Annotated in this window: 21 protein-coding genes and 2 pseudogenes; 7 read left to right on the top strand and 16 right to left on the bottom strand. The window is 35.6% G+C overall.

The window, feature by feature from the left end:
* Together D1953_RS04360 and D1953_RS04355 are read left to right on the top strand one after the other, a co-directional pair.
* A partial coding sequence (locus tag D1953_RS04360) for an RNA-guided endonuclease InsQ/TnpB family protein (protein WP_142920431.1) occupies window positions 1-1,033 on the top strand: 1,033 nt, incomplete at its 5' end.
* A gap of 736 nt (window positions 1,034-1,769) precedes the next feature.
* On the top strand, window positions 1,770-1,916 hold the full coding sequence (locus tag D1953_RS04355; RefSeq protein WP_119115941.1) for a BH0509 family protein: 147 nt from the start codon (window positions 1,770-1,772) through the stop codon (window positions 1,914-1,916).
* 240 nt (window positions 1,917-2,156) lie between these two features.
* Here D1953_RS04355 and D1953_RS04350 read toward each other — a convergent pair whose 3' ends face one another.
* From D1953_RS04350 to D1953_RS04330, 5 genes are all read right to left on the bottom strand, one after another.
* A complete protein-coding gene (locus D1953_RS04350; RefSeq protein WP_119115940.1) occupies window positions 2,157-2,951 on the bottom strand; it encodes an XdhC family protein in 795 nt (264 codons plus the stop codon).
* Window positions 2,952-2,979: 28 nt separating this feature from the next.
* Window positions 2,980-3,846, bottom strand: coding sequence for an FAD binding domain-containing protein (locus D1953_RS04345; protein WP_119115939.1), 867 nt, complete (start codon window positions 3,844-3,846; stop codon window positions 2,980-2,982).
* Window positions 3,840-4,307: a (2Fe-2S)-binding protein gene (locus tag D1953_RS04340; RefSeq protein WP_119115938.1), complete on the bottom strand. Its 468-nt coding sequence runs from the start codon at window positions 4,305-4,307 to the stop codon at window positions 3,840-3,842. Before D1953_RS04340 ends, D1953_RS04345 begins: the two co-directional genes overlap by 7 nt.
* A complete protein-coding gene (locus tag D1953_RS04335; RefSeq protein WP_119115937.1) occupies window positions 4,304-6,463 on the bottom strand; it encodes a xanthine dehydrogenase family protein molybdopterin-binding subunit in 2,160 nt (719 codons plus the stop codon). The genes D1953_RS04340 and D1953_RS04335 overlap by 4 nt, the downstream gene beginning before the upstream one ends.
* 134 nt (window positions 6,464-6,597) lie before the next feature.
* Window positions 6,598-7,200 (bottom strand): nucleotidyltransferase family protein, encoded by a 603-nt coding sequence (locus D1953_RS04330; RefSeq protein ID WP_119115936.1) that lies wholly within the window; start codon window positions 7,198-7,200, stop codon window positions 6,598-6,600.
* Between the two features lie 475 nt (window positions 7,201-7,675).
* Between D1953_RS04330 and D1953_RS04325 the strand changes: the two genes are divergently transcribed.
* A complete protein-coding gene (locus D1953_RS04325; RefSeq protein WP_119115935.1) occupies window positions 7,676-8,269 on the top strand; it encodes a hypothetical protein in 594 nt (197 codons plus the stop codon).
* Window positions 8,270-8,620: 351 nt separating this feature from the next.
* Here D1953_RS04325 and D1953_RS04320 read toward each other — a convergent pair.
* Both D1953_RS04320 and D1953_RS04315 read right to left on the bottom strand, forming a co-directional pair.
* Window positions 8,621-9,384: pseudogene (locus D1953_RS04320) on the bottom strand (class I SAM-dependent methyltransferase).
* A 618-nt stretch (window positions 9,385-10,002) separates the two neighbouring features.
* A complete protein-coding gene (locus tag D1953_RS04315; protein ID WP_119115934.1) occupies window positions 10,003-10,146 on the bottom strand; it encodes a tyrosine-type recombinase/integrase in 144 nt (47 codons plus the stop codon).
* A 657-nt stretch (window positions 10,147-10,803) separates the two neighbouring features.
* Between D1953_RS04315 and D1953_RS04305 the strand changes: the two genes are divergently transcribed.
* Entirely contained in the window at window positions 10,804-11,814 is a 1,011-nt protein-coding gene (locus D1953_RS04305) for a LysM peptidoglycan-binding domain-containing protein (protein WP_119115932.1), read from the top strand.
* Between the two features lie 559 nt (window positions 11,815-12,373).
* Here the strand turns inward: D1953_RS04305 and D1953_RS04300 are convergent.
* The 3 genes from D1953_RS04300 to D1953_RS04290 form a co-directional block, all read right to left on the bottom strand.
* Window positions 12,374-13,642, bottom strand: a complete 1,269-nt coding sequence (locus D1953_RS04300; RefSeq protein WP_119115931.1) for a mechanosensitive ion channel family protein — start codon at window positions 13,640-13,642, stop codon at window positions 12,374-12,376.
* A gap of 316 nt (window positions 13,643-13,958) precedes the next feature.
* Window positions 13,959-14,381 (bottom strand): hypothetical protein, encoded by a 423-nt coding sequence (locus tag D1953_RS04295; protein WP_119115930.1) that lies wholly within the window; start codon window positions 14,379-14,381, stop codon window positions 13,959-13,961.
* Between the two features lie 1,161 nt (window positions 14,382-15,542).
* Window positions 15,543-16,067 (bottom strand): tubby C-terminal domain-like protein, encoded by a 525-nt coding sequence (locus D1953_RS04290; protein WP_119115929.1) that lies wholly within the window; start codon window positions 16,065-16,067, stop codon window positions 15,543-15,545.
* Between the two features lie 362 nt (window positions 16,068-16,429).
* On the opposite strand from D1953_RS04290, the gene D1953_RS04285 reads away from it, so the two are divergent.
* Window positions 16,430-17,107 (top strand): cell wall hydrolase, encoded by a 678-nt coding sequence (locus tag D1953_RS04285; RefSeq protein WP_119115928.1) that lies wholly within the window; start codon window positions 16,430-16,432, stop codon window positions 17,105-17,107.
* 375 nt (window positions 17,108-17,482) lie between these two features.
* Entirely contained in the window at window positions 17,483-19,906 is a 2,424-nt protein-coding gene (locus D1953_RS04280; RefSeq protein ID WP_119115927.1) for a PBP1A family penicillin-binding protein, read from the top strand.
* Between the two features lie 455 nt (window positions 19,907-20,361).
* Here the strand turns inward: D1953_RS04280 and D1953_RS04275 are convergent, their stop codons facing one another.
* Together D1953_RS04275 and D1953_RS22145 are read right to left on the bottom strand one after the other, a co-directional pair.
* A complete protein-coding gene (locus D1953_RS04275; protein WP_425454247.1) occupies window positions 20,362-21,615 on the bottom strand; it encodes an FAD-binding oxidoreductase in 1,254 nt (417 codons plus the stop codon).
* Window positions 21,612-21,656 (bottom strand): hypothetical protein, encoded by a 45-nt coding sequence (locus D1953_RS22145; protein WP_425454246.1) that lies wholly within the window; start codon window positions 21,654-21,656, stop codon window positions 21,612-21,614. The genes D1953_RS04275 and D1953_RS22145 overlap by 4 nt, the downstream gene beginning before the upstream one ends.
* 299 nt (window positions 21,657-21,955) lie before the next feature.
* Between D1953_RS22145 and D1953_RS04270 the strand changes: the two genes are divergently transcribed.
* Window positions 21,956-22,669 carry a FadR/GntR family transcriptional regulator gene (locus tag D1953_RS04270; RefSeq protein ID WP_119115925.1) on the top strand — a complete coding sequence of 238 codons (714 nt, stop codon included), beginning with the start codon at window positions 21,956-21,958 and terminating at the stop codon, window positions 22,667-22,669.
* Window positions 22,670-22,897: 228 nt separating this feature from the next.
* Here D1953_RS04270 and D1953_RS04265 read toward each other — a convergent pair whose 3' ends face one another.
* The 4 genes and pseudogenes from D1953_RS04265 to D1953_RS04250 form a co-directional block, all read right to left on the bottom strand.
* Window positions 22,898-23,581 carry a DUF554 domain-containing protein gene (locus D1953_RS04265; protein WP_119115924.1) on the bottom strand — a complete coding sequence of 228 codons (684 nt, stop codon included), beginning with the start codon at window positions 23,579-23,581 and terminating at the stop codon, window positions 22,898-22,900.
* Window positions 23,582-23,644: 63 nt separating this feature from the next.
* Complete coding sequence (locus D1953_RS04260; protein ID WP_119115923.1) at window positions 23,645-24,460, bottom strand: MerR family transcriptional regulator; 816 nt, start codon at window positions 24,458-24,460, stop codon at window positions 23,645-23,647.
* 191 nt (window positions 24,461-24,651) lie between these two features.
* Window positions 24,652-24,762 (bottom strand): annotated as a pseudogene (locus D1953_RS21645) (tRNA-dihydrouridine synthase); the annotation flags it as partial.
* A gap of 184 nt (window positions 24,763-24,946) precedes the next feature.
* Window positions 24,947-25,801 carry a malate synthase gene (locus D1953_RS04250; RefSeq protein ID WP_119115922.1) on the bottom strand — a complete coding sequence of 285 codons (855 nt, stop codon included), beginning with the start codon at window positions 25,799-25,801 and terminating at the stop codon, window positions 24,947-24,949.
* Between the last annotated feature and the right edge of the window lie 400 nt (window positions 25,802-26,201).

Here is a 26,201-nt window from a genome sequence, read left to right as displayed (position 1 = left end):
TTATTGTATCCCCTTAAAAAAAGCTTCTATGGACCTTTCAACAGACACCATCACGATTAAAAAAGTAGACTATGGATTCTCCCTCTCTGACCTTTTAACGAAGAAGAAAAAGAAAAACTGGAACGAAAAGGTTCCGAAGCAATATACATCGGTCGTCATCCCCAATCGATTAGAAGAACACGTAGACGCATGTAACTATGCGGAAATTGTCTGGCGGAACGGAGCGTATTGGTTTTGTTATGCGGTTCAAGTTCCTGAACAAGATCTGTCTGCGTATGAGAAGAAGGTGGCAGGTGGAGATTTAGGAGAAATTCATGCAGTCACGGTGGCCACCGAGGATCGAGCGCTTGTCTTGTCAGGACGTACGATGCGCAGTATCTCTCAATTCCATGCCAAAGCTTTAGCGGAATTAAGCAAGAAAATGTCCCGTTGTAAAAAAGGCTCTCGTCAATGGAAAAAGTACAAAGACGCCAGAAATCGACTACGCCAAACAAGCAAGAACCAACTTGAAGCTCTAGAACATAAAACGACGAAAGAAATTGTCGCCTTTTTAGAAGCGGAAAAAGTAACGCATTTGGTCATCGGAAACGTGTCAGGTATCGAAAAAGGGACCAAGAAGAACGAACAAAAGAAACGAAAACAGAACAAAATGAGAAGACAACAACTGTCCCTGTGGAATCCTGGGAAAATCAAACAAAAGCTCACCTATAAAGCGAAACTAAAAGGCATCCATGTGACAGAAACGGAAGAAAGCTATACGTCTCAAGACTGTCCGTTTTGCGGAGGCAGACATCGGGCAAAGGGAAGAACATTTATTTGTTCTGTTCACAAAACAGAAATCCATCGTGATGTAAACGGTGCTCAAAATATTGCACGTAAACACCATCACATGGCCGTCCGACCACTTGTTTCTGTGGTGTTTAAACAGCCTGTTTGGTATCAAAAGTTTTTGTCCAAGCCACACAAACAAGGAGAGACATCTCTTCAGGACAAACCTCCAACAGGAAAAAGTATCGCCGGTCGAACGGCGTAGTCGGCACAGACCTTGCCCACTTGAAAGACTGTTTTTCTCTCAAGTGTTGCTCACTCAAGTCTTGCCTCTGCCTCTTCTTATGGAAGGTGGTAAGTGGGATGTTCGTGAGAAAGAACCCCGTGGCTTTAGCCATGGGAGTGGTCAGCAATAGGAAATTGAAATTCTAAAAAAGATAAGACATTGCGGTCTGCTGAGTTATTTGATAATTGTATTGTAAAAGGCTTAAGTGATAGGTATGTGATAAAAAAGTTTATGTTATGTGAGAATTAAGAGGGAATTGTTTGATACATGTTTACTCAAGAACCATCCTCATAAAGAGAAACGAAAAAAACAGCAGTATATACCCTCTCGGTACTTACTGCTGCTCTATTCATATCATTCTAGCTATTCATTCAGAATTAAAATGTGATTCTGGTGCAAATACCAAGACAAATAGAAAAAAGTTGTAAGTCTACTTTCAGATAACCCCTTAGTTGATTATCCTGAACAGTCATTGAATCAAATCCATAACCCTTAACAAAACACAGGCTTTAGCAATTCGACCTTAACTCTTTAACTGCTTCAAAGTAAGTAGATAAATAACATTTCTATATTATTTCGTGAAAAATTATCTATATTTGATATTTGTTTAATCTCATATTGAGATATATAATAAAAAGCAAGAAGAAAAGAAAACGCTTTCAACACTTACATACTTCATTACTTCTCATACTATATACTATAAGGAGGATTTAAGATGAGCCAAGTAGAAAGAAATTCCAAAGTACAGAAGTTAATTGAACAACAAAAATTCAATAGGGAAGAAATTTCCGGGATGACAGATTCACAGATCGAATATTATCATTGGCTCTATTTTAATGATTCTGTTTATGATTATATGTAACTCAAATATAAAATGATAAAAAGCGGGAAAAACATTGATAATTCAGGGTTTCCCGCTTTTACTTTTATCACTTTCAGAAATAATTTTTTAAAGAATGTTTTATAATCAACGTATCACAGTACACTGCATTCATTACTAGTCCCATTGAGTCAATACCTTAACACAGCGGGGACTGACTTCACTGTCTATTAGATATTTTGATTTTAGCTTTATCTGCCTCAGGTGTTATACCTTTCTACATTATCTATTTAATTGTTTCACTTTTATAGGCTTTTTTTCCTTGCTTACTTTGATGATTTGTCCGATAATACTGATGGCAATTTCTTCTGATGTTTCTGAGCCAATTTCTAATCCGATTGGAGAATGGACCTGCTCCAACTGTTCTTGCGTAACCCCTTCACTTTTTAACTTTTCAAATATGCTTATGACCTTGCGTTTACTGGCGACCATCCCAACATAGGCAATCGGAAATTGCAGTGCCGTTTTTAATACAATATCATCACAATCTTTTGTAACAATTACCACATATGACTTTTCATTTAGATTGGCTGCGAGCAAAGCCTTTCCAATATCCTCGTTCACAAAAAGGTTTGTCGCATTAGGAAAGCGTTCCTTCGTACAATAATCCACACGATCATCGACAATACAATAAGGATATTCGAGGGAATCAGCGAGCTTTGACAACGCATAGCCTAAATGACCGGCTCCAGCCAGAACGAGTTCAGGCCTGCTTGTATACACTTCAATAAAGACCCGTAACGTGCCGCCACAATTCATCTGAATTCCGTCTTTTGCATATTTATTCAATTTATATTCAACGATTTTCGATTGGCCATTTTGGATCGCCTTTACACTATCTTCGATCACATAGTGTTCAGCCAAGCCCCCTCCGATAGTCCCTTCAATGGTACCATCCCGGTAGACAATCATTTTTCCAACATGCCTGGGAGTCGAGCCCTTTGATTCAATAATCATGGCTAAAGCAAAGGTTTCATTTTGACGCGTCAGCATGGCCACTTTTTCCATCAGCAGCATGAAAAGCTCCCCCCCCTATTTTTAAACATTAATTCGGTTGATATTGCTTCATGCTAAGAAAATAACGTAAAAGATGTAACGCAACGGTTTTTCTGTAAGCCGCGGTGGAGCGTTGATCGTCGATTGGTCTAATGATCTTATCGAAGGCTGACCCAATCGCAGCGATGTCTGCACCGTCTAATGGTATCGTTTTTCCAACTAGCTTCTTCTCAATATCAACGGAACGAACTATCGTAGGTCCGACCGCCCCGAAGGCAAATCGAATGTCATCGATTCTATCTTTGCTTATTCGGATGGAACCCGCAAACGATACCTTAGCAATGGAATCTGCGTTGCGGTTGCCGACTTTCTCGAAAACGACATGTGAATCTTCTAATACGGACGGCAGAATAATCTCCGTTACTATTTCATTGTGGAAGCGTTGAACTCGTCGTGGACCTTGAATAAAATCGCTAATCGTAACCATGCGATTCCCATTTACGGAGCGCAATAGAAGCTTTGCATTGTATACATATAATAAAGGAAGCATGTCACCGGCTGGAGAGGCGTTGCAAATATTACCGCCTAATGTTCCCCTGTTTCTAATTGCTGGGGCAGCAATTGTTTTAATTGCATTCTTTAAAGCAAAAGGAATCAACGGATTTTCAAGTAATTCACTATAGGTACAGCAGGCCCCGATGTGGAGATCCTTGTGATGTTGATACACCTGCTTTAATTCAGAAAGATGATTAATAAAAACAATCGGTTTAGGGATTTTCGGAGGTACTCCCCTCCTACTTTTGTGAAGAACCATAACATCGGTGCCTCCAGCTATGATTGCACAATCTTCTCTATTCAATTGGCTCAACGTTTCGTCTAAACGCTCGAAGCGATACGCTGTTATTTTCTCTACCATAAGCCATCACCTTTTTTAGCTGCTAAGTTAATCGCCTCAACAATCATATTGTAGCCCGTACATCGACACAGATTTCCCGAGATGCCTTCACGAATTTCATCCTCTGAAGGATGAGGATTTTTAGATAACAAAGCTGCACTTGCCATAATCATCCCCGGAATGCAATAGCCGCATTGCACTCCCCCGGCGATGGAATAGCTCTCATCTAAAATTTTAAATTGTTCCGTTTCAATGATGCCTTCAATCGTTTGAATATCGGCACCAGCAATCGAGCCAATCGGAATAAGGCAGCTGTTTTGCAGGAGGTTATTCACAAAAACACTGCAGGCGCCGCACTCTCCTTCACCACAGCCTTCCTTTGTTCCGATTAACTCAAACTCATCTCTTAATAAATCTAGTAATCTTGCTGTAGCAGGGGCATCAGTTTCTACCGTTCTTCCATTTAGTGTGAATTTAATCAACCCTCTTCACCTTCTTTCATCCAAAGACTTTCAATAATGACTTCCGGTGTAATCGGAATTTGCTGAAAAGAAGTTTGCAGAGCATCCTCGATTGCAGCTTGGACTGCTGGGGCGCCTCCAATTAAAGTCAATTCACCTGCGCCCTTCGCCCCGTATGGGCCATCAGCATAGGGGTTATCAAAGACCTTGCTTTCGATTGAAACAACATCCAATGAAGTCGGCGGTCCATAATCCGATATGCTTTTTTGTTGGATTCTACCTTGCTTTGACGTCATCTTTTCTAGATATCCGTATGCTAGCCCTTGAGCCAAACCACCGTCAATTTGGCCTTTCATAATCCGTTCATCGATGACCTTCCCCACTTCATAATTGCCGTATACTTTTTCTAACTTTATATTTCCTGTTAACGTATCAACTTCTACTTCAACAATATTAACGCCCCATGAATAAGCCGGGTAGGCATCTCCAGTGAAGGTTTTCTCGTCCCAAGGAATCATTTCACGGTGAACATAGTGCTCAACTATTTCCTGTTCCACCCCTGTTTGCCACTGATTCTTAAGTTTTTTTGCGGCCCGTTCAAGCAATTTTCCGACAATCATCGTCGTCCTGGAAGCTACTGTCGGACCCGAGTCGGGAACCTCTTTTGTGTCGGGATAAGGGTACAAAATATCTTCGAACGGGAGGTCAAGTTCTTTGGCGACAATTTTACACAACGTTGTCAAAATACCTTGTCCCATATCAGAGTTTGAGATTTTTAGTGATACCTGGTCGTCCTTTGATTTAACCAGCTTCACCGTTGCTTTAATATGATCTCTTTCGCCGCTGCCTGTAAATCCACAGCCGTGGAGGAACAGCGAAGTTCCTATGCCTTTTTTATAGCGCTGATTTTGTTGATTTAAGCGCTGAAAATCTTCTTTTTTCTTTTTGTATTCTGACACGTTGAGTACGTCCTCAATCATTTCTTCCACTAATATCGGGTCGCGGAATTTACCTTTGGTGATGGTGGGGTCTCCTTGTTTGACGAGGTATTTTCGTTTATATTCAAGCGGGTCGATTTTTGCTAGTTTACTAAGATGTCCAATATGACTTTCGATTCCGGCAAAGCTTTGTGGAGCACCAAAGCCTCTGAAGGCGCCGTTCGGAACGGTATTGGTTTTTAAGACATAGCCTTTTGCATGAAAATGCGGAATTTTATAAACACCGGCACTGTTTATTAATGCGCGCTGCAGCACGACAGAGCTCAACCCCACATTCGCCCCTCCATCGAGAAAGATGTCAACACACATGCTCAAAATATTTCCTTCCTTATCAAGGGCCGTTCGATATTTGAGTTTGGCCGGATGTCTTTTCGTCGTAACCAGCATATCCTCAGAACGGTCGAACACGAGCATTACCGATTTTTTGACTGCTCTTGCGGCAACGGCTACGTGACAAGCCATCATCGAAGGATAATCTTCTTTGCCGCCAAAACCTCCACCAGTAGGACTTTGAACAACTCTGACTTCATCGTCACCACAGGCTAATGCGCTTAGCAATGCATTTTTTATATAATAAAGACATTGCATCGATCCCTGGACGATAATTTCATCATCCTTATAAACGGCGAGCATTCCTTGTGGCTCAAGGTAGACATGCTCCTGATAACCCGTATCATATTCTTCTTCGATGATTTGATGGGCTCCCTGCTCGATAGCTGAAATGTTCTCTAAGCTTTCTCCAAATTCATAGTTTGCCAAAACTGAAGATACTGATTTTTGCTTGATCGCTTCGTCCAATGTATAGATAGCCTGATGTTCTTCAAATTCAACCTTCACTTCATTTAACAAACTGTACAGGATATCCAGGTCTTTTCCAGTGAGCATGAGAATCGGCTCACCAATATAATTGACCCACTCATTGGCAAAAATGGGCTGATCTTCTTTGATAATTTTGACGTAATTCGGTCCGGGGATATGCTCTGCTCCAACAGCTTCATACCCTTCCGGAAGAGTAGGTAATTGAATGGATATGATTTTTCCATAAGCAATTGGCGACCGATACAAAACACCATAAACCATATTTTCCACTTTCACGTCACTAATATAGGGCAACTGGCCCGATACTTTACCTTTATGGTCCTTTTTGGGCACTGAGGTGCTTATGTTTTTGAGATTCATTGCAACAACACCCTTCGACTCATTTTTTAAAGGGACATATTCTGAATAGAAACCTCTTCCTACAATTTTATCAATGAGAATGATCTTTTATGATTCATTTCTATTCAAGCTTTTCGTAGTTTTTAATTATATTTTTACTTCGATAAATTTAAAGCTTTATTATTATAATCAATGGCTTTTTGGTAATCCTCCGGCGTATCAATATCCATTAATACTCCCGCATCATCTACATTCATGTATTGCTTTTCGTAACCGCCCAGGACCACACGTAAATTACTTTCTGGGTCGGCTTCGAGAATTTTCTGTTTCACTTCACTTGATAATTTGATAGGATGGCCCCCTTTATAGTCAAAGCTAGGAATAACCACGTTTCCTTTGTGTTTTGCTAGTAGCTGAACGGTCTCTTTTTTAACAAGCGGACAATCTCCGGGTGTTATAAAGAAGGTTGGGGCATTTACTTCGTTACAGCCTTTTTGAATGGAATGAAACATCCCCTGGTTAAAGTTTTCATTATAAACAAACTTAATCTGGAATGAATAGGCATTTTTACTGATGATCTTGACAATTTCCTCTTGGATGATTTCCGCTTGAAACCCAGCTACGACGATAACCCTGGTGCATAATCCTTCAAATTTAGAAATCGTTTGCTCCAACACGCTCATTTGCCCCATCGGTAAAGTCATTTTAAATGCATTCGCTCGGCTGGAATATCCAGCAGCTAGGACGATTGCTTCCATGTTTGTCACCTTCTACCTATCATTTTTCTTAATTCTCACAATAAAAGCCAAGCTGGATAAGGATTTGTTGTATGGACTATTAAGAGGTCATTGATTGTTTATACTTTAAATTTTAATTAAAGAATCTGGATAGTGTTTTTTCCTTATATGCATAAAAGCCTCATTATATTACTTATGGTATGTTTCACCGCACCAGTTACAGCAGTAGTTTTACTTTTCATTTACCTCAATAAAAAATTGAAAACTAAGCTTAAAGCCTTTTTATAATGTAGGTGTTCGTCTGTTCTCAACTACATATTAATGAAGTATGATGAATAGAGGAAAAATTTAACAAAATAGATCTTAGAGGACTTGACTGCTCATGGTAAATTTTCCTCTGCACAACTTCATTGATATATTCGATTAATTGCTTTCAGTTTGGATACAGAAAAATGTAGTTATTTATTCATAGATTTAAACACTAGGGGGGATATCTTTGAAGAAGCTATTAAGTTGGTTATGTATTATTGGCGGATTCTTTTGGGGTGTCAAACCTATCTATGATGCTTTATTTAATGGAAAAAGATGGGGTCAAGGATACGAACCACAAGATCTAACCGATTATATTTCCTTTATCTTTCCACTTCTTTGTATAGGTGGACTAATAGCGAGCTACTCGCTATATAAAAAAGAAGTTAGGAATTCAATTATGATATTAATTTTATCTGCCGTTTTAAGCGGATTATTTAGCTTTTCGGAAATTTACCTTTATGGGTCTGACTTACCATTCGGGCTTATTTTTATGCTCACGGGGACAATGTGTATGATGATTGGTTCCATTTATCTATTCATACAATTAAAAAAAGTAAGGAGTTCAACTTTGTTTTTGTCCTCGACAGCTATCGCCTTATTTTTAGATAACTTTCTATTGATTGCCCTTAGTATACTTTCAGATGTTTTAGTTTTGCCAGAAGAAATTTCGACTCCAATCTTAGTCATACTATTCGTTTCTATCGGATTTATATGGTCAGTTTTTGGCTTTGCTATATTAAGGCTAGCAAAACTTGACACTATTAATATTCAAAAATAACTAATTTTAATGCGTAATAGCGCAAGTACAAAACCCTATTAGTTTAAGCCATAGGAGTATAAGTTTGTTTATTAATAAAGTGAAACATTAGACACATGCGATTATTTTAGCAAAAGACTTTGGATTTAATTCATGATGTACACACGAGATGTAATATACTGTTTTAAACAGAATATTGCACCTTGTTTTCCCTTTTCCTTGAAGTGGTAATTCTTTAAAGAGCCATAAAAATCCCCCTCAAAAAACCGCGCCTCTTATACTCGCAGTTTGAAAGAACACTTAAGACTCAGGGGAATCCTCATAGCCTTAAATTATTTTTCCCATGGTTTACAGAAGACAAACTAGTATCGATTATCTTCTTCCGCTCAAGATTATTGCATTTCCTAATACTTTTTTGTTCAATAAAAGCTTTGGTAATTTGATTACTTCAGCAAGTTTACAGCTATTCAATTCTGATACACCATGCACCTTTAAGGCTATCAAAAGCTCCTTTTCATCTCCAAATATTTTTTCATCCTTAAACAAATCTAAGAAGACAAATACACCATCAGGTTTTAGCACTCTTAATGCCTCTTTAATCACTTCAGTTTTATTTTTTCTATCTTTTACTTCATCAAATGTTAGACAACTTACAACGATTTCAAACTCTCCATCATTAAGAGGGAGCTCAGCAGCACTTGCTTTTAGAAAGTCAATCCTATCAGAAACTCCTTCTATTTCAGCGTTCCGTTGGCATTGCGCTTTTGAATATTCCCAATCCCCACCCCAATAATCAATTCCAGTTAAAAATGACTTAGGAAATATCTTTGCCAATTTAATAATCAGCGAATCACTGCCAGTTCCTATATCCAATATTTTTCCTTTACCATCCCAATTCACCTTGGCAACGATTAAATCATGTATTTTTGATTGATAATCCCCCCAGTTGTTGCAAATTGGTAAACAGAATAGGAAAGAAGAAATGCAATATAAATAAAAGGCAACGCTAAGATCCCTGCCAGAACTCGAAGATATAAATTAATAGGTAATAATGTTACTAAAAAGAGAATAAGTGAAATAACCAAAAATATAATTAGTTTGTAAATTCGAATCCAAGTTTGATATTTTGCTTTCAAGTAATCACTCCATCCTAGAATAGTCTATTTTTCGTCCACTACCTAAACTAAAGCCTCATCAGTATTTCAGTTCCTTTCCCCCGGTTCACTTTGGACATAAATGATACGGTTCAGTTCGATTAATCCGAAACACCATGCCTATCCATCCCCTCTGCTTAATGTTTTCCTTCAACGTGGCAACATTTATTAGGTTAATAGGTATTACTCTTTCAACATGGCACTTTAGAATTTTGGACAGCCTGGGGACATAAATAAACAAACTGTCCCCAACCACGCCCTACTAAATCCAACATACTAAAAAATCAAGCCCGTTATATCAACATTTTCAAGCCCAATATGTTATAATCCGAAACCATGTCTATGTCTGGCAGCGTAGAGGTCAGGGGTTCGAGCCCCCTATGCTCCATCCTTTTTCAGAGGTCAAAATCCTTGTATACCAAGGATTTTGGCTTTTTTATTATGGGCGCACTTATCCTCATAGCTTGTACACTTTCAAAAGTTGCACAAAATCTGCACAACTTAATTTAAGTTCAATCATTTGTTATACACCATACAAAAAATTAGAAAACATTTCAGATGTACTCCCTTGGACTTCTTCATCAAGAAATCTAGCGTAATTTATACACGAGCATGACCAAGACGATCGGCTACAACTTTAGCGTTCACTCCAGCTTTCATTAATATCGTAGCGTGAGCATGTCTTAATCCATGAAGAGATATTTTCTTAATGTTTAATTTTCCCGTATTTTTACAAATTACCAACTAAAGTTCTCAGAATCCATTAGTGAATCTTTATTAGATAGAAACACTAGACCTAACGGATTATATTCTTCACCATATTGCTTTTTTAAAGAACCTTGCACTTTCTTATGCTCTATTAAAATATCCATCACATATTTAGGCAGGGGAATTGTTCTGTTAGAGTTTTCTGTTTTCGTTGGACCTATCTTTAACCCCCTCTCCTCTTAAACGATGTACTACACTTTTATTAATTCTAATTGTTCCTTGCTCCCAATCTACCTCACCCCAAACAAGATCCAATAATTCCTACGTCGAATACCTGTATGAATACTTACAAGATACGAGGCAGCTATCTCTCTTTCAGAAGCCATAAGAAGAAAAGTATTAATTTCTTCTCTATTCCAATTCTTATCGACTTTACTATCATTTTTTACTGGGTTTCCAATTCCTTTTATTGGATTACCCTTTGCTAAATTCCAATCAACAGCTGTATCAAAAGCCTGGTTTAATAATGAATACAAATTTTTAATATAGACGGCAGTCTCCTTTTTTACGAGAAGGTATTAATTCTAGAATAATTTCATAGTTGTTTTACAAACAATAACAAGGGTAATGAAAAGTTTTCTTTGTTATAAACAACAAAGTTTTTCGTGTAATCATCATGAAAGGATATAAAAAATGAAGAAACAATTTATACTTGTATTTAGTTTGATTTTATTAATGCTAATGAATTTACCTCCTGCTTATGCAACTAATAACCCAAGAAATATATATGAGGTGAAATCCGGGGATTATTTATGGAAAATTGCAAAAATCTATGGGACCTCTGTAGAAGACCTGAAACTAATCAACGGATTACAATCTAATCTAATATTAGTTGGGCAGAAATTAAGGGTGCCCGTCATGTACGAAGTTGCTCCTGGAGATACTCTTTGGAAGCTTTCACAAGCATTTAATTCTACAGTCCAGCTAATAAAAACAGCGAATAGACTTACATCCGATGTTATTTATGTAGGGCAAAAAATAAAGATTCCTCCTAAACAGCTCACCATGCAAGGAAAGTTTATACTTATGACTAGAGAGGAATTTAAAGATTGGATATTTAATCACAAATTCACTAGAAAGGTTCGTAAAATCCAAGAGCATAACACAGCTCAACCGGCTTATAAAGATTTCAATGGTTCGAATCATTTTACTTTGTTGAAGGAAATGGAGAAGTATCATATTCAAGGGATGAAGTGGAATGAGATAAGTCAACAATTAACCACATTTCCAGACGGAAAAGTAGCAGTAGGCAGACCATTTGACACACCGCCCGAAGGTTCATTTGGGTTGCTTAATAAATCTGCCATGCAGAAAATTGAAGCCGATGCATTAACGATTGAAAATCTTGGATACTTTGATATAGGTAAAGACCAAATGACTGAGGAACAAAAGAAAACCATTGTTATGGTTAATGCCTTGCTTATGCTGAAATACGGATTAACTCCCTCCATTGACACCATCACATATCATCATTGGTGGGATATTAATTCAGGGGAAAGAGTATTGGATAACAGTGAAGGACATGCTGTTAAAACTTGTCCGGGCACAGGATTTTTCGGGGGGAATTCCACCACTAGCGCAAAAACTAATTTTTATCCATTAGTGTCACAAAAAATGCAAGAAATTTTAGCATCTATGCCATAAACATAGGGTCCTATTTACAAATTTTACACGTGATATCTTAACTCACATTACCCTTTATGGTCAGTACCATCAAGAACAAACTAGTTGACTACTTCGAAAAGAAGTATTAAACCAGTTGATACAGATTGTATTACCTTCTTGAGATAACTAAGAATTTTTAAAATGAACACATAGAATTGCATATTTCTTAAACGGGTGCGATTGTTCAAGAAAAAATTTAATAAATAATGATTTTTTGAATGAGCCGTATTTTCCAACTGAAGAATACGGCTTCTAACCGTTAAAAGTAAATAATTTTATTTTCAAACGCTGGTTTAAATTTTCTAAACTTATATAAAGTTTGTGTTCTACGAATCAGAAGCCTTGCTACCCATGGTTAGTCTTCAAAAGATAACTCCAATATAATTCATTATGATATTGAATTATCCATAAGAATAGCCAGAGAAGCGAAAATACCTGAGCTTGAGAAATACATACAAAAATTCACAAAAGTAGTTTCTTGAATTAGAAAAAACCGACTGTGTTATTTAAAACAGTCGGTTTTGTTTCGATGATTATTTCAATAGTTTCTTTCGCCAATTAAGGCTTTGTTTTCCGATTCTTCTACCACGTTTCTTATATCTGCCCCAGATGGATTCTGGAATATTCTAAGTCCAAACTCTGGTGCAACAGCAAATAGATGGTCAAAGATATCAGATTGCACAGATTCATGCACTGCCCACTGTACGTCATTGGTAAATGCATAAATTTCTAGAGGCAGACCGTATTCACCAGGTGCCAGCTGTCTAACTATTAAGGGCATATCCTGATTGATTCCTTCGTGATTTTTGAGGTAATTGCTGATATATCCCCTAAAAACACCGATATTGGTAAGGGCCCTACCATTCACAGGATTGTTCCTATCTATTTCATTTTTGGTGTTATACTCGGTAATTTCCTTTTCCTTTTGAATAATGTAGTCTGAAAGGTAATGAACTTTTATAAATTTTCCAATCATTTCCTCAGTGCAAAACGTGATACTACTGGTATCTATGTACAAAGAGCGCTTGATTCGTCGACCGCCTGATCCTTGCATCCCTCTCCAGTTTCTAAATGAATCGGAAATAAGAGCATAACTTGGTATCATCGTAATCGTTTTGTCCCCATTTTGAACCTTTACGGTATTTAAAGAAATATCAATAACGTCACCATCTGCTCCATACTTTGGCATTTCGATCCAGTCACCAACCCGAACCATATCATTGGACGTCAACTGAATTCCTGCCACTAGTCCTAATAACGAATCTTTAAATACTAACATCAAAACAGCCGAGAGAGCACCAATACCACTTAATAGAATAAGAGGACTCTTTCCCATTAGGTTCGAGATAATTAAGATGACCCCGAGAGTCATGATAATAATGTTAACCACCTGAATATATCCTTTAATAGGCTTAACCTTGGATATTTCAAAGGTTTGATAAATATCATTACATACATTTAGTAAGCTTCTTATAAACACTAACCCTACAATAATCATATAGGCAATGGCCAATTTCTCGATGGTTGATTGATAGGTTGGAAAGGTTGAAGCAAACGAATAAATAATGATCGCAGGAACAATATGGGATAACTTTCGGAAAACTTCTCTTTCCAAAATGATTGGCCCCCACTTGATTTTGGAGTTTGTAACGATACGAGTAATGATCCTGACCACTATTCTTTTTGAAATAAAATTTGCTGCGATACAGATAAGCCCTATAAGAAAAATCTTGATTATAATCGAAAGATATTCTACTAATCTAGGGTCTAGTTCCATATCCAGAAGTAGATTATTAATGAATTGCATCTGTTCTCCCCCATTTTATTTTGCATCATAAGCAACTTTACGAGTAAAGTATCTAAACTGTCAATTCCTTCTTTATCAATAACGAAAAAATGGTACCTTAGCCCCCTGAGTTGTAACGCTTCCGTTTACTGGAGTCAGTCAAATAGAAATGTTCTACGTTGAAGGAAACGGTAAAAGGCAACACCCCACAAGGGTTTAGTTGTCTTCGGTGGATGGATATCATGTGATTATAGATTAACCTTTACGTTTCCCCAAAGTCATCACACCTGTAGCTTCTGTTATTCAATCGAATCGAGAGTTATATGACTTTGAAAGCCTATGTGTCCCAAAGTTTATCTAATTCACGTACTTGATCATATGCTTTTAATAGATATTCGGGTACAAATGTTCTTCCACATTCCCAAGAATTCTCTTCGATTTCTGCTAAAAGCTGTTCCTTTTCTTCTTCTTTACCATAAATGAGAGTCTTTAAAACTCGTGTATTTTCCCTAAATTCTAAATAATAACCGAGCTGATGGTAAAGAATAATTTTCACAAAGTTTTCATCTGTTTCTTTAATTTTAAAGTTAATTTTAGCGTTATATCCGTTAATTTGTATGTAGTTAAACTTTATCGTATTTGTCGAAACGTTATAACTCATCGGTGCAGTGAGTTTATTGTTGAATTCCACATTTATATTTAGTTTGAGCTCTTGTAATATATTTTTAATTATCTTCTCAATATCCCATATATAAAGCATTTTTCTTTATCCTTCCTAAAAAATTTTTTTAACAATCGCAGGAAAACCTTATCTTGCTTCAATTTATTATAACCTCACCAAAAGGTTGTTTTAATCTATATTGAAGCATTTTATTTTTTTTTAGTAATTTCTAAACGGTTTTTTACGTAAGCTTCCATATATTCCCACAATATGTAATTCTAATTTTAAGTCTTCCATATGTAACCTTCCTATTGAATTAAACTACATAAACAAAGCAAATATAAAATTGTCACGTTGAAGTCGTTTTAACATTATAATACGCTGCATACTGTAACAAGAGCCATTTATCATAATTAGTTATTGAACTAAACTGTCGGTTAACTTAAGTGAAGAATTTTACAATCTAAAGTGCAATTCAAACCGGACGTGCTCCGTTCCTTCATATTTTAGTGAATGTTGAATAAAGAATCCTAAAGGAATCTTTTCCCCCTAGACTCAAAATCAGCTCTTTGGTTCAACAAACACTATTTCAATTGCATTACTGTTTAGGCCACTTAATTCTTTTTATCGCTTGGTCCAAATCCTGATTACAAAAAGTCCATTAATCTTAATTTATTTAGCAAACTATTACATCTCAAAATCACTAATTTACACTATTCATAAATTATTTTCTAACAAAGTATTAGTCACATTCTGGTCACATCGTAGTCACACACTATTAATAATTAGTTCACTTTCTCATTGACCCCCTTAAAACCTTAATATAAAGTCGTTTAAAGACATATTAGAAAGCTACAGAAAATTTTCAAACAAAAACAAAGAGCCTTTCCGAAATTGAAAGACTCTTTACTCACTATTACATCTCTATTATTTATCTTTCCTTACAAGTAGTGAACAACACTCCACATGAGTTGTACGTGGAAATAACCTGCTCAGTGTGACTCACTCAACATTTCAACACCTGATTAGGTAAATAGGTATACACCGACATAATTCCCCTGTATCTTTCTGCCGCTTACCCCATCGCTACCAAGATAATATAGTAATTTCTGCTTTACCACAGCCTTTACTAACACCCCGTTTAGAAACTGATGTCATTCATCATTATTGGGTGATTCGATAAGGTAGATACAGGTTAAATTTCATTCGTTATTCACAATTAGTAACTTGTTCTTTACTTGAAAAAGAAAAAAGCATGACTTATGCTCCGACAAATAACGCCGCTTGAGAAATTGCGATGAAAAATGCAACATTTTGAATGGGACTCTCTTCTTCTATTTGTAATGTCATCTGGAATTGTTCATCTATAAAATCAGCCTTCCATTTTGCAATTACTCGTTCTTCATAGACAAACTGTGACCATTCTTCCATTTCTTTATTGATTCTAATTTTATGGGCACCCTCGAGTATTGTCAGGTTTGGAATGCCCAGACGCCAATTCTCATATGTAATAATCACTTTCTTATTTGTAATGAAATCTATTCCCTCAAACCACATTCTACCTTTTCGTACAATCTTTTTACAGCTAAATATTTTACTGCCATCGTTGTTTTTTACATCGTATTGTACAAAATAGCGATATTCCAAAACACGATCGACAAACTTTTTTAGTTTGTTACTATACTGACGTTGTACGTAACAAACTACTTCACCTGATTCATCGATTACAGCATGTTTGTCGGTTGATTCAATTTGTTGCGGATGAGTATATTGATAAATTCTCATAAATTCTCCTTTTAATAGTAAATCCATTACAGCTTATTCACTAGCACTATATTAGTATAGATGGAATTAAAGAATGAATAAAGCTACCATTTCTATATGTGCCATTGCGTCGAAGTTTTTCCCCCGAACCGTTTTTTATAAACAATCAGAGTTGTCTTAAAAGATTGAAAGTTACGGTAATATCTGTCTCCATTTTATAAATCTTGGGTTGAATATGACATTAATATAGGGATAATGTCATAATTCCACCTTATCTGTAATGATATTTATCAAATTAAAAAGAAATGTAATGGAATCGTTCTGTAAAACGAGTATCAGCTCATGTTAGTGTAATACCAACGAGGCCACAGGAGGTAGCACCGATGAACAACACTTACATGAAAACACTAGTTTTAACTTGTGTAGCTACATTTGCATTTATAGGGCTACAAAATAATACGGTCGAGGCTATTACCAAATATCAAGTTGTAAAAGGAGATAGCCATTGGAAACTTGGACAACAATATGGTATAACCATTGATGATATAAAACAAGACCATAATCGTCATGACGATTGGATTTATACAGGAGAAATGTTGCAAATTCCGAATAAATTAAAAGCAGTATCTATACAATCATCAAACCCTAAAATAGAAAGGCCTAAAAAAGAACCAGAGAAACCGGCCGTTTCAATTTCAAATAAAGAGAAAGACTTATTTGCCCGATTGGTAGAAGCTGAAGCAAAAGGTGAATCATATAAAGGAAAAGTAGCAGTTGCGACTGTTGTATTAAATCGAGTGGATTCTCCTAAATTTCCAAATAATATTACAGATGTTATTAATCAAGTAGTAGGCAATAGCTATGCTTTTTCACCTGTTCAAAATGGTGAAATTAATAAACCCGCATCAGATGAGTCGAAACGAGCAGTGGATGAAGCATTAATGAGAAAAGATCATTTAAATAATTCAATGTATTTTTATAACCCGGATATTGCAACGGATGATTGGATTCGTACTCGTAACGTCGTGAAGAAAATTGGTAATCATGTATTTGCAAAATAAAATAATGAATAAAGTCAATAAAATCAAAGGCAGGAACATATTCGATATGCACAATATGTTCCTGCCTTTTTGTTATGGTCGCTTTAGAATAAAGTTTAATTAAATGGATACTAACAACTGAATATTTTTTTAAAAATCATTCATTATTTTTTAATCATCTTTTAATCTTTTTCATCTAAAATGTATGTACCCTGTCTATGTAGCTAACTTATAATACGTACAATTTCTTCTCGTTCTGTATAAAAAGTATGACTTACTCTATTTATGGAGCATGCTGATAGTAAAATAGGTATAATTAAACATATTACTCTTTTCATCAGTACATCATCCTTTGGCTGATATTATTCCTAAATAGAAAGGAAAAGAGCCTACGCTATGACTATTGCCATAAAAGGAGTTGTTATCAACGTAATGGATATCTTTCGGTTTATCTTTACTAACATATTATCTCTATTCGCTCAAGTATTTAAAATTCAACAACATTGGGTATGGGAAGTCTTAAGTTTATTGATGAGTATCGTGACTATCGGGCTTTTGATATGGGGATTGATTACCCTATTTTCACATAAGGAAGAAGCTATTACGAACAAATATAAACGAATCATATACAACGTTTCTTTTTATGCTTTAATAGGATTACAAATTGGCTTTCTTTTATTTTTTATGGGTCTTATCGGGATAAGTATCGTGATTATCGGACTTTTCATTTTGGGATTGGTTGCCCTATTTTCACATAAAGAAGAAACCTTTATAAACAAATATAAACGAATATTGTATAACATTTCTTTTTATTCTTTAGTAGGGTTACAAATTTTCCTTCTCTTATTTTTTATAATTCGGATTGGGATTACCATTTATATTGCGAGTTCCGATTCAAAACTAAAGGATTACACTTTTGATACTGAAGCACTGCAATATGAATTAACGAATATTTTTATCTACGATCAAAAAGGAAATCCAGTATATAAAGTCGTTCATAATAGTACCAACAGAGATGTTGTGACGTTAGATGAAATGCCTACTCAACTACAACGTGCGTTTGTGGATGTGGAGGACAAACAATTTTATCAACACATCGGTGTATCCATTGAAGGATACATTCGTGCCTTTTTTTATGAAATGATTCGTCCATCACAAAAAATGCACGGAGGAAGTACCATTACACAACAATTGATTAAAAATGTGAACGGGGACATATACAATAGAAATGTCTTACACAAATTTCAAGAGGCCCTTTTATCGATTATTATCGAGAGTAAATACAGTAAAGAAGAAATTCTCGAAATGTATTTAAATCGGATTTATTTAGGAGAAGGCGTATATGGAGTAGGTACAGCTGCGAGACAATATTTTAATAAAAACGTTTATGATTTAACCTTAGTTGAAAGTGCGTATTTAGCTGGTTTGCCAAAAGCACCTTCTACATATACAAAAAACTTAAAAGCAGGAAATCAACGTAAGAATATTGTCTTACAAGCAATGAAAGAGAATGAAACTATCACAGAAAACCAATATCAAAAAGCGTTACAACAAACCGTTATATTGAAACAAGCCAAGAACAAACAGACTTCTGCTTTAGATTCATATGTTGATTATGTATTAAAGGAAGCAAAAGAAGATTATGAGCTGAGTGACAAAGACTTACAAAGTAACGGATATCATATTTATACGTATTTAGATACTGAATTTCAACAGCATATGTACCAAACGGCTCAATCTTTTTCTTACAAAGACGATCAAGAATCTAAAAACAAAAAAGTGCAAGTAGGAATAGCAGCTGTTGATAACGACAATGGAAATATTATTGCTTTATACGGAGGACGGGATTTTGTCAGAGGGTACTTAAATCGTTCGTATCAATATTATCAACCAGGTTCTATTATTAAACCACTTGTTGTATATGCACCTGCTTTGGAAACAGGAAAATGGAATGCACAATCCACCGTCGTTGATGAAAAAACAAATTTTGACGGCTATTCTCCTAAAAATGCAGGAGAAAAATATGGAGGCAACATCACACTAGAACAAGCCATAATTCGTTCAGCCAACATCCCTGCTGTTGCAGTATTTCAAGACATCGGCATAAAAACAGGTGTAAAAGCATTAGAAAAAATGAATATCGAGATACAAGAAAAAGACGAACAGTTACACTTGGCATTAGGCGGAATGGAAAAAGGAGTTACCCCTATTCAAATGGCACAATCGTACGCTGTCTTTCCTAACTACGGATACTTTAAACCAGCGAAAGCCATTAAGTTGATTAAAAATAAAAACGGAGAGTTCGTTCAAAAGAAGGAACAAGCCGAAATAAAAGGTATCGATGTTTTTACATCAGAAACCGCTTATCATATAACGGAAATGTTGCAAAAAGTCATAACCGAGCCAAATGGAACAGGAAAGAACGCTAAAATTGGTGTTCCTGTTGCAGGAAAAACAGGTACAACGGAAGAAGAAGGAACAAATGGAGGAATTCGAGATGCTTGGTTTGTTGGGTATACACCGAATGTGACGATGTCCGTCCATTTAGGGTTTGATCAACCGAGTAAGGCCCTCTATCTAACGACTTCAGGCGGCGATAATCCAGCTACTTTATTCGCTCGTATTATGAAAGAATCACGTAAAAATACTGCTTCGATTGCTTTTCAAAAACCACAAAGTGTAAAAGAAATAGAAGAAAAAAAAGCAAAAGAAGCGGAAAATACAAGCCTTATACAAGATTCAAAAAAGAAATTATCTGAAATGAAATCTTCTATCACTTCGTTTTTCGAACGTTTCGTTCAAAACATTAAAACAGAGTAACTAGATAAAAACAGCAAATTATACGTCTGTTGTCAGACTGTAGACAAACTCAATCAAAATCGAGTTTGCTTACAGTCTGAAGTTCTATTAGGAATCTATATACCTCTTTCAAATAAATGTAGTCTTTGCATCAGAACCTCCCCCTCCTCATCGTTTACCCGTGGTCTTATCAAACCAACTCCCATGTAGGCTTGTCCCGTCTCAACCTCACGATACTTCCTTGAAAACTTCTCTATATTTCTTATTATCAATAACATTATCTTCGTAGGTTAAAGAATATGTTATCCTGTCAAAAGAACAAGGCATCAGATTATAATATTCAAAAAGTTAAAAAAATAAAAATAAAGGGAACCTCCAAATAATTTTGAGTTCCCTTTATTTTTTATTGAATTATCAACATTAAAATTTAACAGCCATCGCACTTATGGCTTCTAAAATTTTCATACAATGTCTCCCTATCTTTTCACTTTTATAATCTTATCTGGATTGAAAAGATTATCAGGGTCGAGCGCTTGTTTAATTTTCTCCATCACAAGCAACGCTTTTCCATGCTCTTTCTCTTGATATTTCTGTTTGCCCACACCGACACCATGCTCTCCCGTACAGGTGCCCCCACGTTCTAACGCATACATTACAATCATTTCATTAAATTCATTTGCTCCTTTTATATCATTAGCATCGTTCATATCAATCATCAGAAGAACATGGAAATTACCATCACCGACATGACCTACTATGCCTCCAGTCAACGCTAACGTATTCAACGCCTCTCTGGCATGCTCAATCGCCCCAGCTAACTCTGAAATTGGTAAACAAACATCCGTTATCATTAGTTTTTTCCCTGGGTTTCCATGACTATAAGCGTAAACCATATTATGGCGAGCATCCCATAGCTGATTTCGAGCGGCATTATCTGTCTCAAATTCAATGCCTTCACAATTGTGTTCTGCTACAATCTCTTTCATAAATTCAACATCTTGCTCTAATCCAGCTTCATTACCATGAAACTCTAAAAATAAGGTTGGTTGTTCCTTGTAGGCTGTTTCACTATACAAGTTTACTTGTTTCATAGAAGGTTCATCTACAAATTCAACCCTTGCAATCGGAATCCCTGCTTGTAGAATACTAACGACCGCAGCTACAGCATCTTTAACGGTTGGGAAAGAAGCTCTAGCAGCCATAATATGTTCAGGAATACCATACACCCGAAGTGTTAATTCTGTAAAACATCCGAGGGTGCCCTCAGAACCGACGAACAGACCGTTTAAATGATATCCAGATGAAGACTTTTCTGCTAGATTCCCAGTATTTATTACAGTTCCGTCTGCTAAAACAACCTCTAAATCACGAACTTGGTCGCGCATGACTCCGTACTTAACCGATGTTGTTCCACTAGCATTTGTCGCTGCCATACCGCCAAGCGATGCATCTGCTCCTGGATCTACCGAGAAAAACAACCCGTATTTTTTCAACTCTTTGTTTAACTCAGAACGTGTTACACCTGGTTGAACTCTTACGAGAAAGTCGTTTTCCCTGATTTCTAATATTTTATTCATGAGGGAAAAATCGATGGTAATGCCGTTGTCATAAGGAATAACATGCCCCTCTAAGCTCGAACCTCTTCCAAATGGTACAATCGGTACTTTATATTGGCCCGCTATTTTTACTACTTTACTCACTTCTTCCGTCGTTTCCGGAAATACGACTATATCTGGTAGACTGGGCGTATGATACGACTCATCTTTGCTATGCTGCTCTAATATCGTTTGATTTACTGTTACTTGACTTTCTGAAAGCACACTCCGTAGAGCAAAAACCAATTCTTCATTTGTTGCTATCATTTCATTCTCCCCTTATTACTTTTATTTTTTGCCGTATTATAAATGGTTATACCAATTTACAAGTAATTGAAATTGGTCCAACATTTTCAATTTTAACAAATGATTAAAAAATTAACAATTCTAATTTTTCTGATATTGATTAAACATGTTGATTTTTGTATGATTAAGACATTTATAGTACAGTTATTTTAGAGGAGTGACATAGGGGATGACACAGCCAAAGAAAAAAGCCTATCAAGTAATTGTTGACCAAATAAATGAATACTTTTTAAATGGAAAATTAAAGCCTGGAGATAAACTGCCCACAGAGAGAGAATTAGCAAGCCGTTTTAATGTAAGTCGAACGTCGGTTAGAGAGGCATTACGGAAACTTGAAATTAAAGGGATAATTGAGATTAAACAAGGCAGCGGGAGCTTTATCAAAACATCAGAAAATCTCGCAGTAGAAGAGATTTCCTCTACAATCATGAACGCTGAAAAAAAACTAATCTATGAAATGTTGGAATTTCGCCGTATGCTTGAAGTGGAATGTGCTTCTTTAGCTTCACAAAGAGCTACTTCCGAAGACTTAAATCGAATTCGCGAAGCACTAGAAATGATGGATCACGATAAAAATGATGTAGAATTAGGACTTCAAGCTGACCTAAACTTTCATATTAGTATTGTTTACGCTTCACACAATTCAATATTTTTACAATTAATTAAAACCCTAAGCGGACATATGCAAGATACAATCCGAGCTACTCGAAGACAAATAATGGCCAATCCTAAACGTAACCAAGATACAATTAATGAGCATAAAGAGATTTATTTAGCAATCGCCACAGGCGATGCAGATCAAGCAGCGCAACTAATGGAAAAACATATTATACAAATAAGAAAAGAATTGACAGAGTCATTGTTAAATCATATAGGGGAATAGGAAAATTGATTAATATTTGATTAGCCTATAACCTTTAGGCACCTAGTAGCTATAGCTAGATGTATAGACGCCCTACAAAAATCCTAATAATATTTAACGAACAAGAGCCTTTGAACAGAACAAATTAAAAAAGTCAATTCCTCTGAGCGTTAAGGAATCGACTTTTTTAGCTTTAAATCCATATTTAATTCAAGTCCTCTTTAGTGTAAGTGCAATATTTCACAAATATTATAAATGGGCTAAATGAATAATCAAAAATACAATGGGGGGAATTACTAATGATGGCAGAAGATTTAAGGTATTACATTTCTTAATACCCAAAATACTTAAACCAGATGCTAATATCAATATACCTCCTACAATAGTCATTTCATTTAGAAGGTCATTATTTATAGAGTTCTCCATTAAAATAGCAATTAAATAAATGGAACCTTGCCATATAAATAACACAATTCCTGCAATAGCTATCCCAATACCGAATGTCGATGCTAAAACAATCGAAGTAATTCCATCCAACATACCATTTGCAAGTAGATATGTATAATCTCCCTTTAACGCAGCCTCTACAGGACCTAATATAGATAACGTTCCAATACAAAATAAAAGAATCGCAGTTGATAACCCTTCAGCTAAATTACCCTTAGAATATTTATTAACTAAAGCATTAAATTTCGATTCCAAATTAAGTCTTTGACCGAGCAATCCCCCTACGGCTAAACTTACAATAAAAAGTACCGGATATTTGCTGGAAGGTAAATGTTGTACTAGTGCATTTATTCCTAATCCCATGGCTACTAGCCCCATTGACTGCATTATAATATTATGATATTCATCTTTTATCCCCTTTTTAAAGATACTTCCGACAATACTTCCGATTATTATCATCATTGTATTAAATATTGTCCCAAACATAATCATTTCTCCTTTTAACTAATACTCTTAATCAAAAATATAGACCCTCCTGTAAGGGAAGGGTCAACACTCTATTGGTATTTGTATTTCTGTTAGGTAATCATCTTTACTGCCTGAAATATAATGATCAATTATTGTTCTTTCAACAGAGTCCCCAATAATTTGGAAACCGTTATGATAAATCCAATTCAGTAAGGTTCTATAATGTTCAGGGGAGTCGTTATGATTTCCGTTATAATAAATACAGGCATACTTTCCCTCCTGTAGAGTTGTGACTAAAGAGCTTTGAATATCATCTTCGACTAAAATAAATATAGAGTTATATTCATCAAACTTGGTATTTATTATGTTACTTATACTTACGGTAAATCCAACTCCTCCAATAAATATGGAAGAGCTCATATTTGACATATTCTCTAATTGCCGAAGGGAGATTTCTAGCTCTGGTTCTGAACGAATTGTTTCGTTTAACCTTACAATTCTCCTCTCTTTCATATCTTTAATAGTTACAACCCCTAGTTGTTTTATTCTCCCTGCTAGTTTAATATCATTGATTCGATTTTGAAATCTACGTCTTATTCGTTCTAACTCTTTTATTTTAATTTCTGTTATCACTTTTTGTTTCTCTAACAAAGCTAAAAAACCATTAATATCCCTATGTTGTAGGTGCCCACTTATTTCCTTAAGAGAAAACCCTAACTCTTTCAAATAATGAATGGTGTTTAGCTGTTCAAACTGTTCGGTTGAATAGTATCTATATCCGTTGTTTATATCAATTTGAATAGGCTTCAATAATCCAATTTCATCATAATATCTTAAAGTTTTTATGGTCGTATTATGTAGCCTAGCCATTTCTCCTATCGAAAATCGATTCTTCATTTAAATCTTCCTTTAGTCATAAAATACGTTTAATTTATCTTATCACAATAAAGTTATTAACTAACCGTTCAAGTATATTCCTGCCTAATCTTTACATACATATTAACCATCTATTTGAAAAAGCTATTACATGAAAAGCTATTTATCATACTGCCACATCGTAACATTTTAATATTTAGCTTTAAAATTCATTATTCTTTTTCAAATTTATCAAGCAATGCACGCACTTCATCTGTTGATTTCGTGTTCATCAATTGATTTCTTAATTCACCAGCTCCATGAAATCCTTTGACATAAATTTTTTAAAAATGGTATTTGTATAAACAAAAAAAGCAGATGATATAGATTTTTTCTATACCATCTGCTTTCTTATTATACCAGCTTTATACACTACCGCTTCACAATAGCCAGGCACTGTTTCCCATTAGTGATGGGTGGGAAAAACGCGTCTGTCCCCTGTCATTCTTATTATCTTTGAGCTAGCGTCTAACTACGCATTAATGCGCCATTAGGCTTTGGTAACTCTTGATCTGTTATCTGATTCATTTTACAAAATTGTTCAAAAAATTGTTGTGCCAGCTCTCGTTCCTTTGGGTCACTTTTCAACGAAACTATATCAAGCAAAATTTGAGCCATCCATGAATTATCAAAATAACGGTATTTACCTGTATTCCATGTCATTTTGTGGGGAAATTTTCCATTTACATAGTATTCCCAGAAAAGCATCTGGTCTGATTCCCGTTCTGTAAGTTGGAGTCTGTATTTTGAATGAGCAGGAATATATCCATCTTCACAAAGCTTACCGATAAAATCTTCGTTCACCATATAGACACCTAAGATACGTCTGTCTTTTTCAGGCATGCTGGGATCTATTGCTGTTAACAGGACAGCGCTATTTTGGTGCAAGCGGATGGGTTTGTTTGACTTCCCCTTGTTATTACCACTTTTTATTACGCCTGAAAAAACTTTCCACTCTGAAAAAGCACTATTCTGTTCTTCTGCGTCACACCAAAAAACCATTTGTGATTCGGGATGAAGTTTATGATTTTTCATAAGTTTTTCATACTCCAAGCGAAGTTCCTGTTTTTTTTGTTGTAGTTTTTTTTCCTCTTCTTTCTTCCATTCTTCCTCCTTTCGTTCCATTTCCTTTTTTTCTATAATTTTTTCAATTGAATTAGCAACACTTTCATCATGTAGTTTTAGGTGCTTTCCAAATACATCGGGGAAAACAAACTTTTTATTTTCCGATGCGAAATGTATTTCAATACTAGAATCATTATGTTTAACTATACTACCCATACCAAAACGCTTGTGTGTAACTTTTTTATTGATTAGATTCATTATTCTAGTCCTCCTTGTAGAATAAAAACTCGATTACTATTAGATAGTAAATTACTGATTTTATTCAACTAACTTCCTTATAAAGTTCACACAACTGTTTGAATTTTTCTTCAGTCTAAAAAAGATATTAAAAAAACGTATCCATAATTCTATCTGCAAAAAATACAGCAGAATTCGGAATACGATTGAAAAAACACTTGTAAGACTATTATAACATTTTTTAAAAATATTACAAATTTATTATTGACAACATATTTTATCGCAAGGTAGAATTAAATTTTATTCTCCATACTAACTTGAAATAAAGGCCTCGAAAAAGTCACGAAACTTCTCGAAATCCCCTATAAATCACTACTTGATTACCGAAATAGTCTCTTAAATTAGAAAAACCGACTATGTT

Origin of the sequence: Peribacillus asahii, from assembly GCF_003570725.1 — a bacterium.
In the GTDB taxonomy this organism is placed as follows: Bacteria; Bacillota; Bacilli; order Bacillales; family DSM-1321; genus Peribacillus; species Peribacillus asahii.
The sequence above is the reverse complement of the archived record's forward strand: the minus strand, read 5'-3'. Positions and strand labels throughout refer to the sequence as shown.

Coding starts and splice junctions, on each gene's coding strand:
- D1953_RS04300 (WP_119115931.1), bottom strand. CDS start 13,642: ATGCAATTCATTAATAATCTACTTCTGGATATGGAACTAGACCCTAGA.
- D1953_RS04290 (WP_119115929.1), bottom strand. CDS start 16,067: ATGAGAATTTATCAATATACTCATCCGCAACAAATTGAATCAACCGAC.
- D1953_RS04355 (WP_119115941.1), top strand. CDS start 1,770: ATGAGCCAAGTAGAAAGAAATTCCAAAGTACAGAAGTTAATTGAACAA.
- D1953_RS04330 (WP_119115936.1), bottom strand. CDS start 7,200: ATGGAAGCAATCGTCCTAGCTGCTGGATATTCCAGCCGAGCGAATGCA.
- D1953_RS04350 (WP_119115940.1), bottom strand. CDS start 2,951: ATGCTGCTGATGGAAAAAGTGGCCATGCTGACGCGTCAAAATGAAACC.
- D1953_RS04305 (WP_119115932.1), top strand. CDS start 10,804: ATGAAGAAACAATTTATACTTGTATTTAGTTTGATTTTATTAATGCTA.
- D1953_RS04295 (WP_119115930.1), bottom strand. CDS start 14,381: ATGCTTTATATATGGGATATTGAGAAGATAATTAAAAATATATTACAA.
- D1953_RS04270 (WP_119115925.1), top strand. CDS start 21,956: ATGACACAGCCAAAGAAAAAAGCCTATCAAGTAATTGTTGACCAAATA.
- D1953_RS04265 (WP_119115924.1), bottom strand. CDS start 23,581: ATGTTTGGGACAATATTTAATACAATGATGATAATAATCGGAAGTATT.
- D1953_RS04335 (WP_119115937.1), bottom strand. CDS start 6,463: ATGAATCTCAAAAACATAAGCACCTCAGTGCCCAAAAAGGACCATAAA.
- D1953_RS04260 (WP_119115923.1), bottom strand. CDS start 24,460: ATGAAGAATCGATTTTCGATAGGAGAAATGGCTAGGCTACATAATACG.
- D1953_RS04285 (WP_119115928.1), top strand. CDS start 16,430: ATGAACAACACTTACATGAAAACACTAGTTTTAACTTGTGTAGCTACA.
- D1953_RS04280 (WP_119115927.1), top strand. CDS start 17,483: ATGACTATTGCCATAAAAGGAGTTGTTATCAACGTAATGGATATCTTT.
- D1953_RS04250 (WP_119115922.1), bottom strand. CDS start 25,801: ATGAATCTAATCAATAAAAAAGTTACACACAAGCGTTTTGGTATGGGT.
- D1953_RS04345 (WP_119115939.1), bottom strand. CDS start 3,846: ATGGTAGAGAAAATAACAGCGTATCGCTTCGAGCGTTTAGACGAAACG.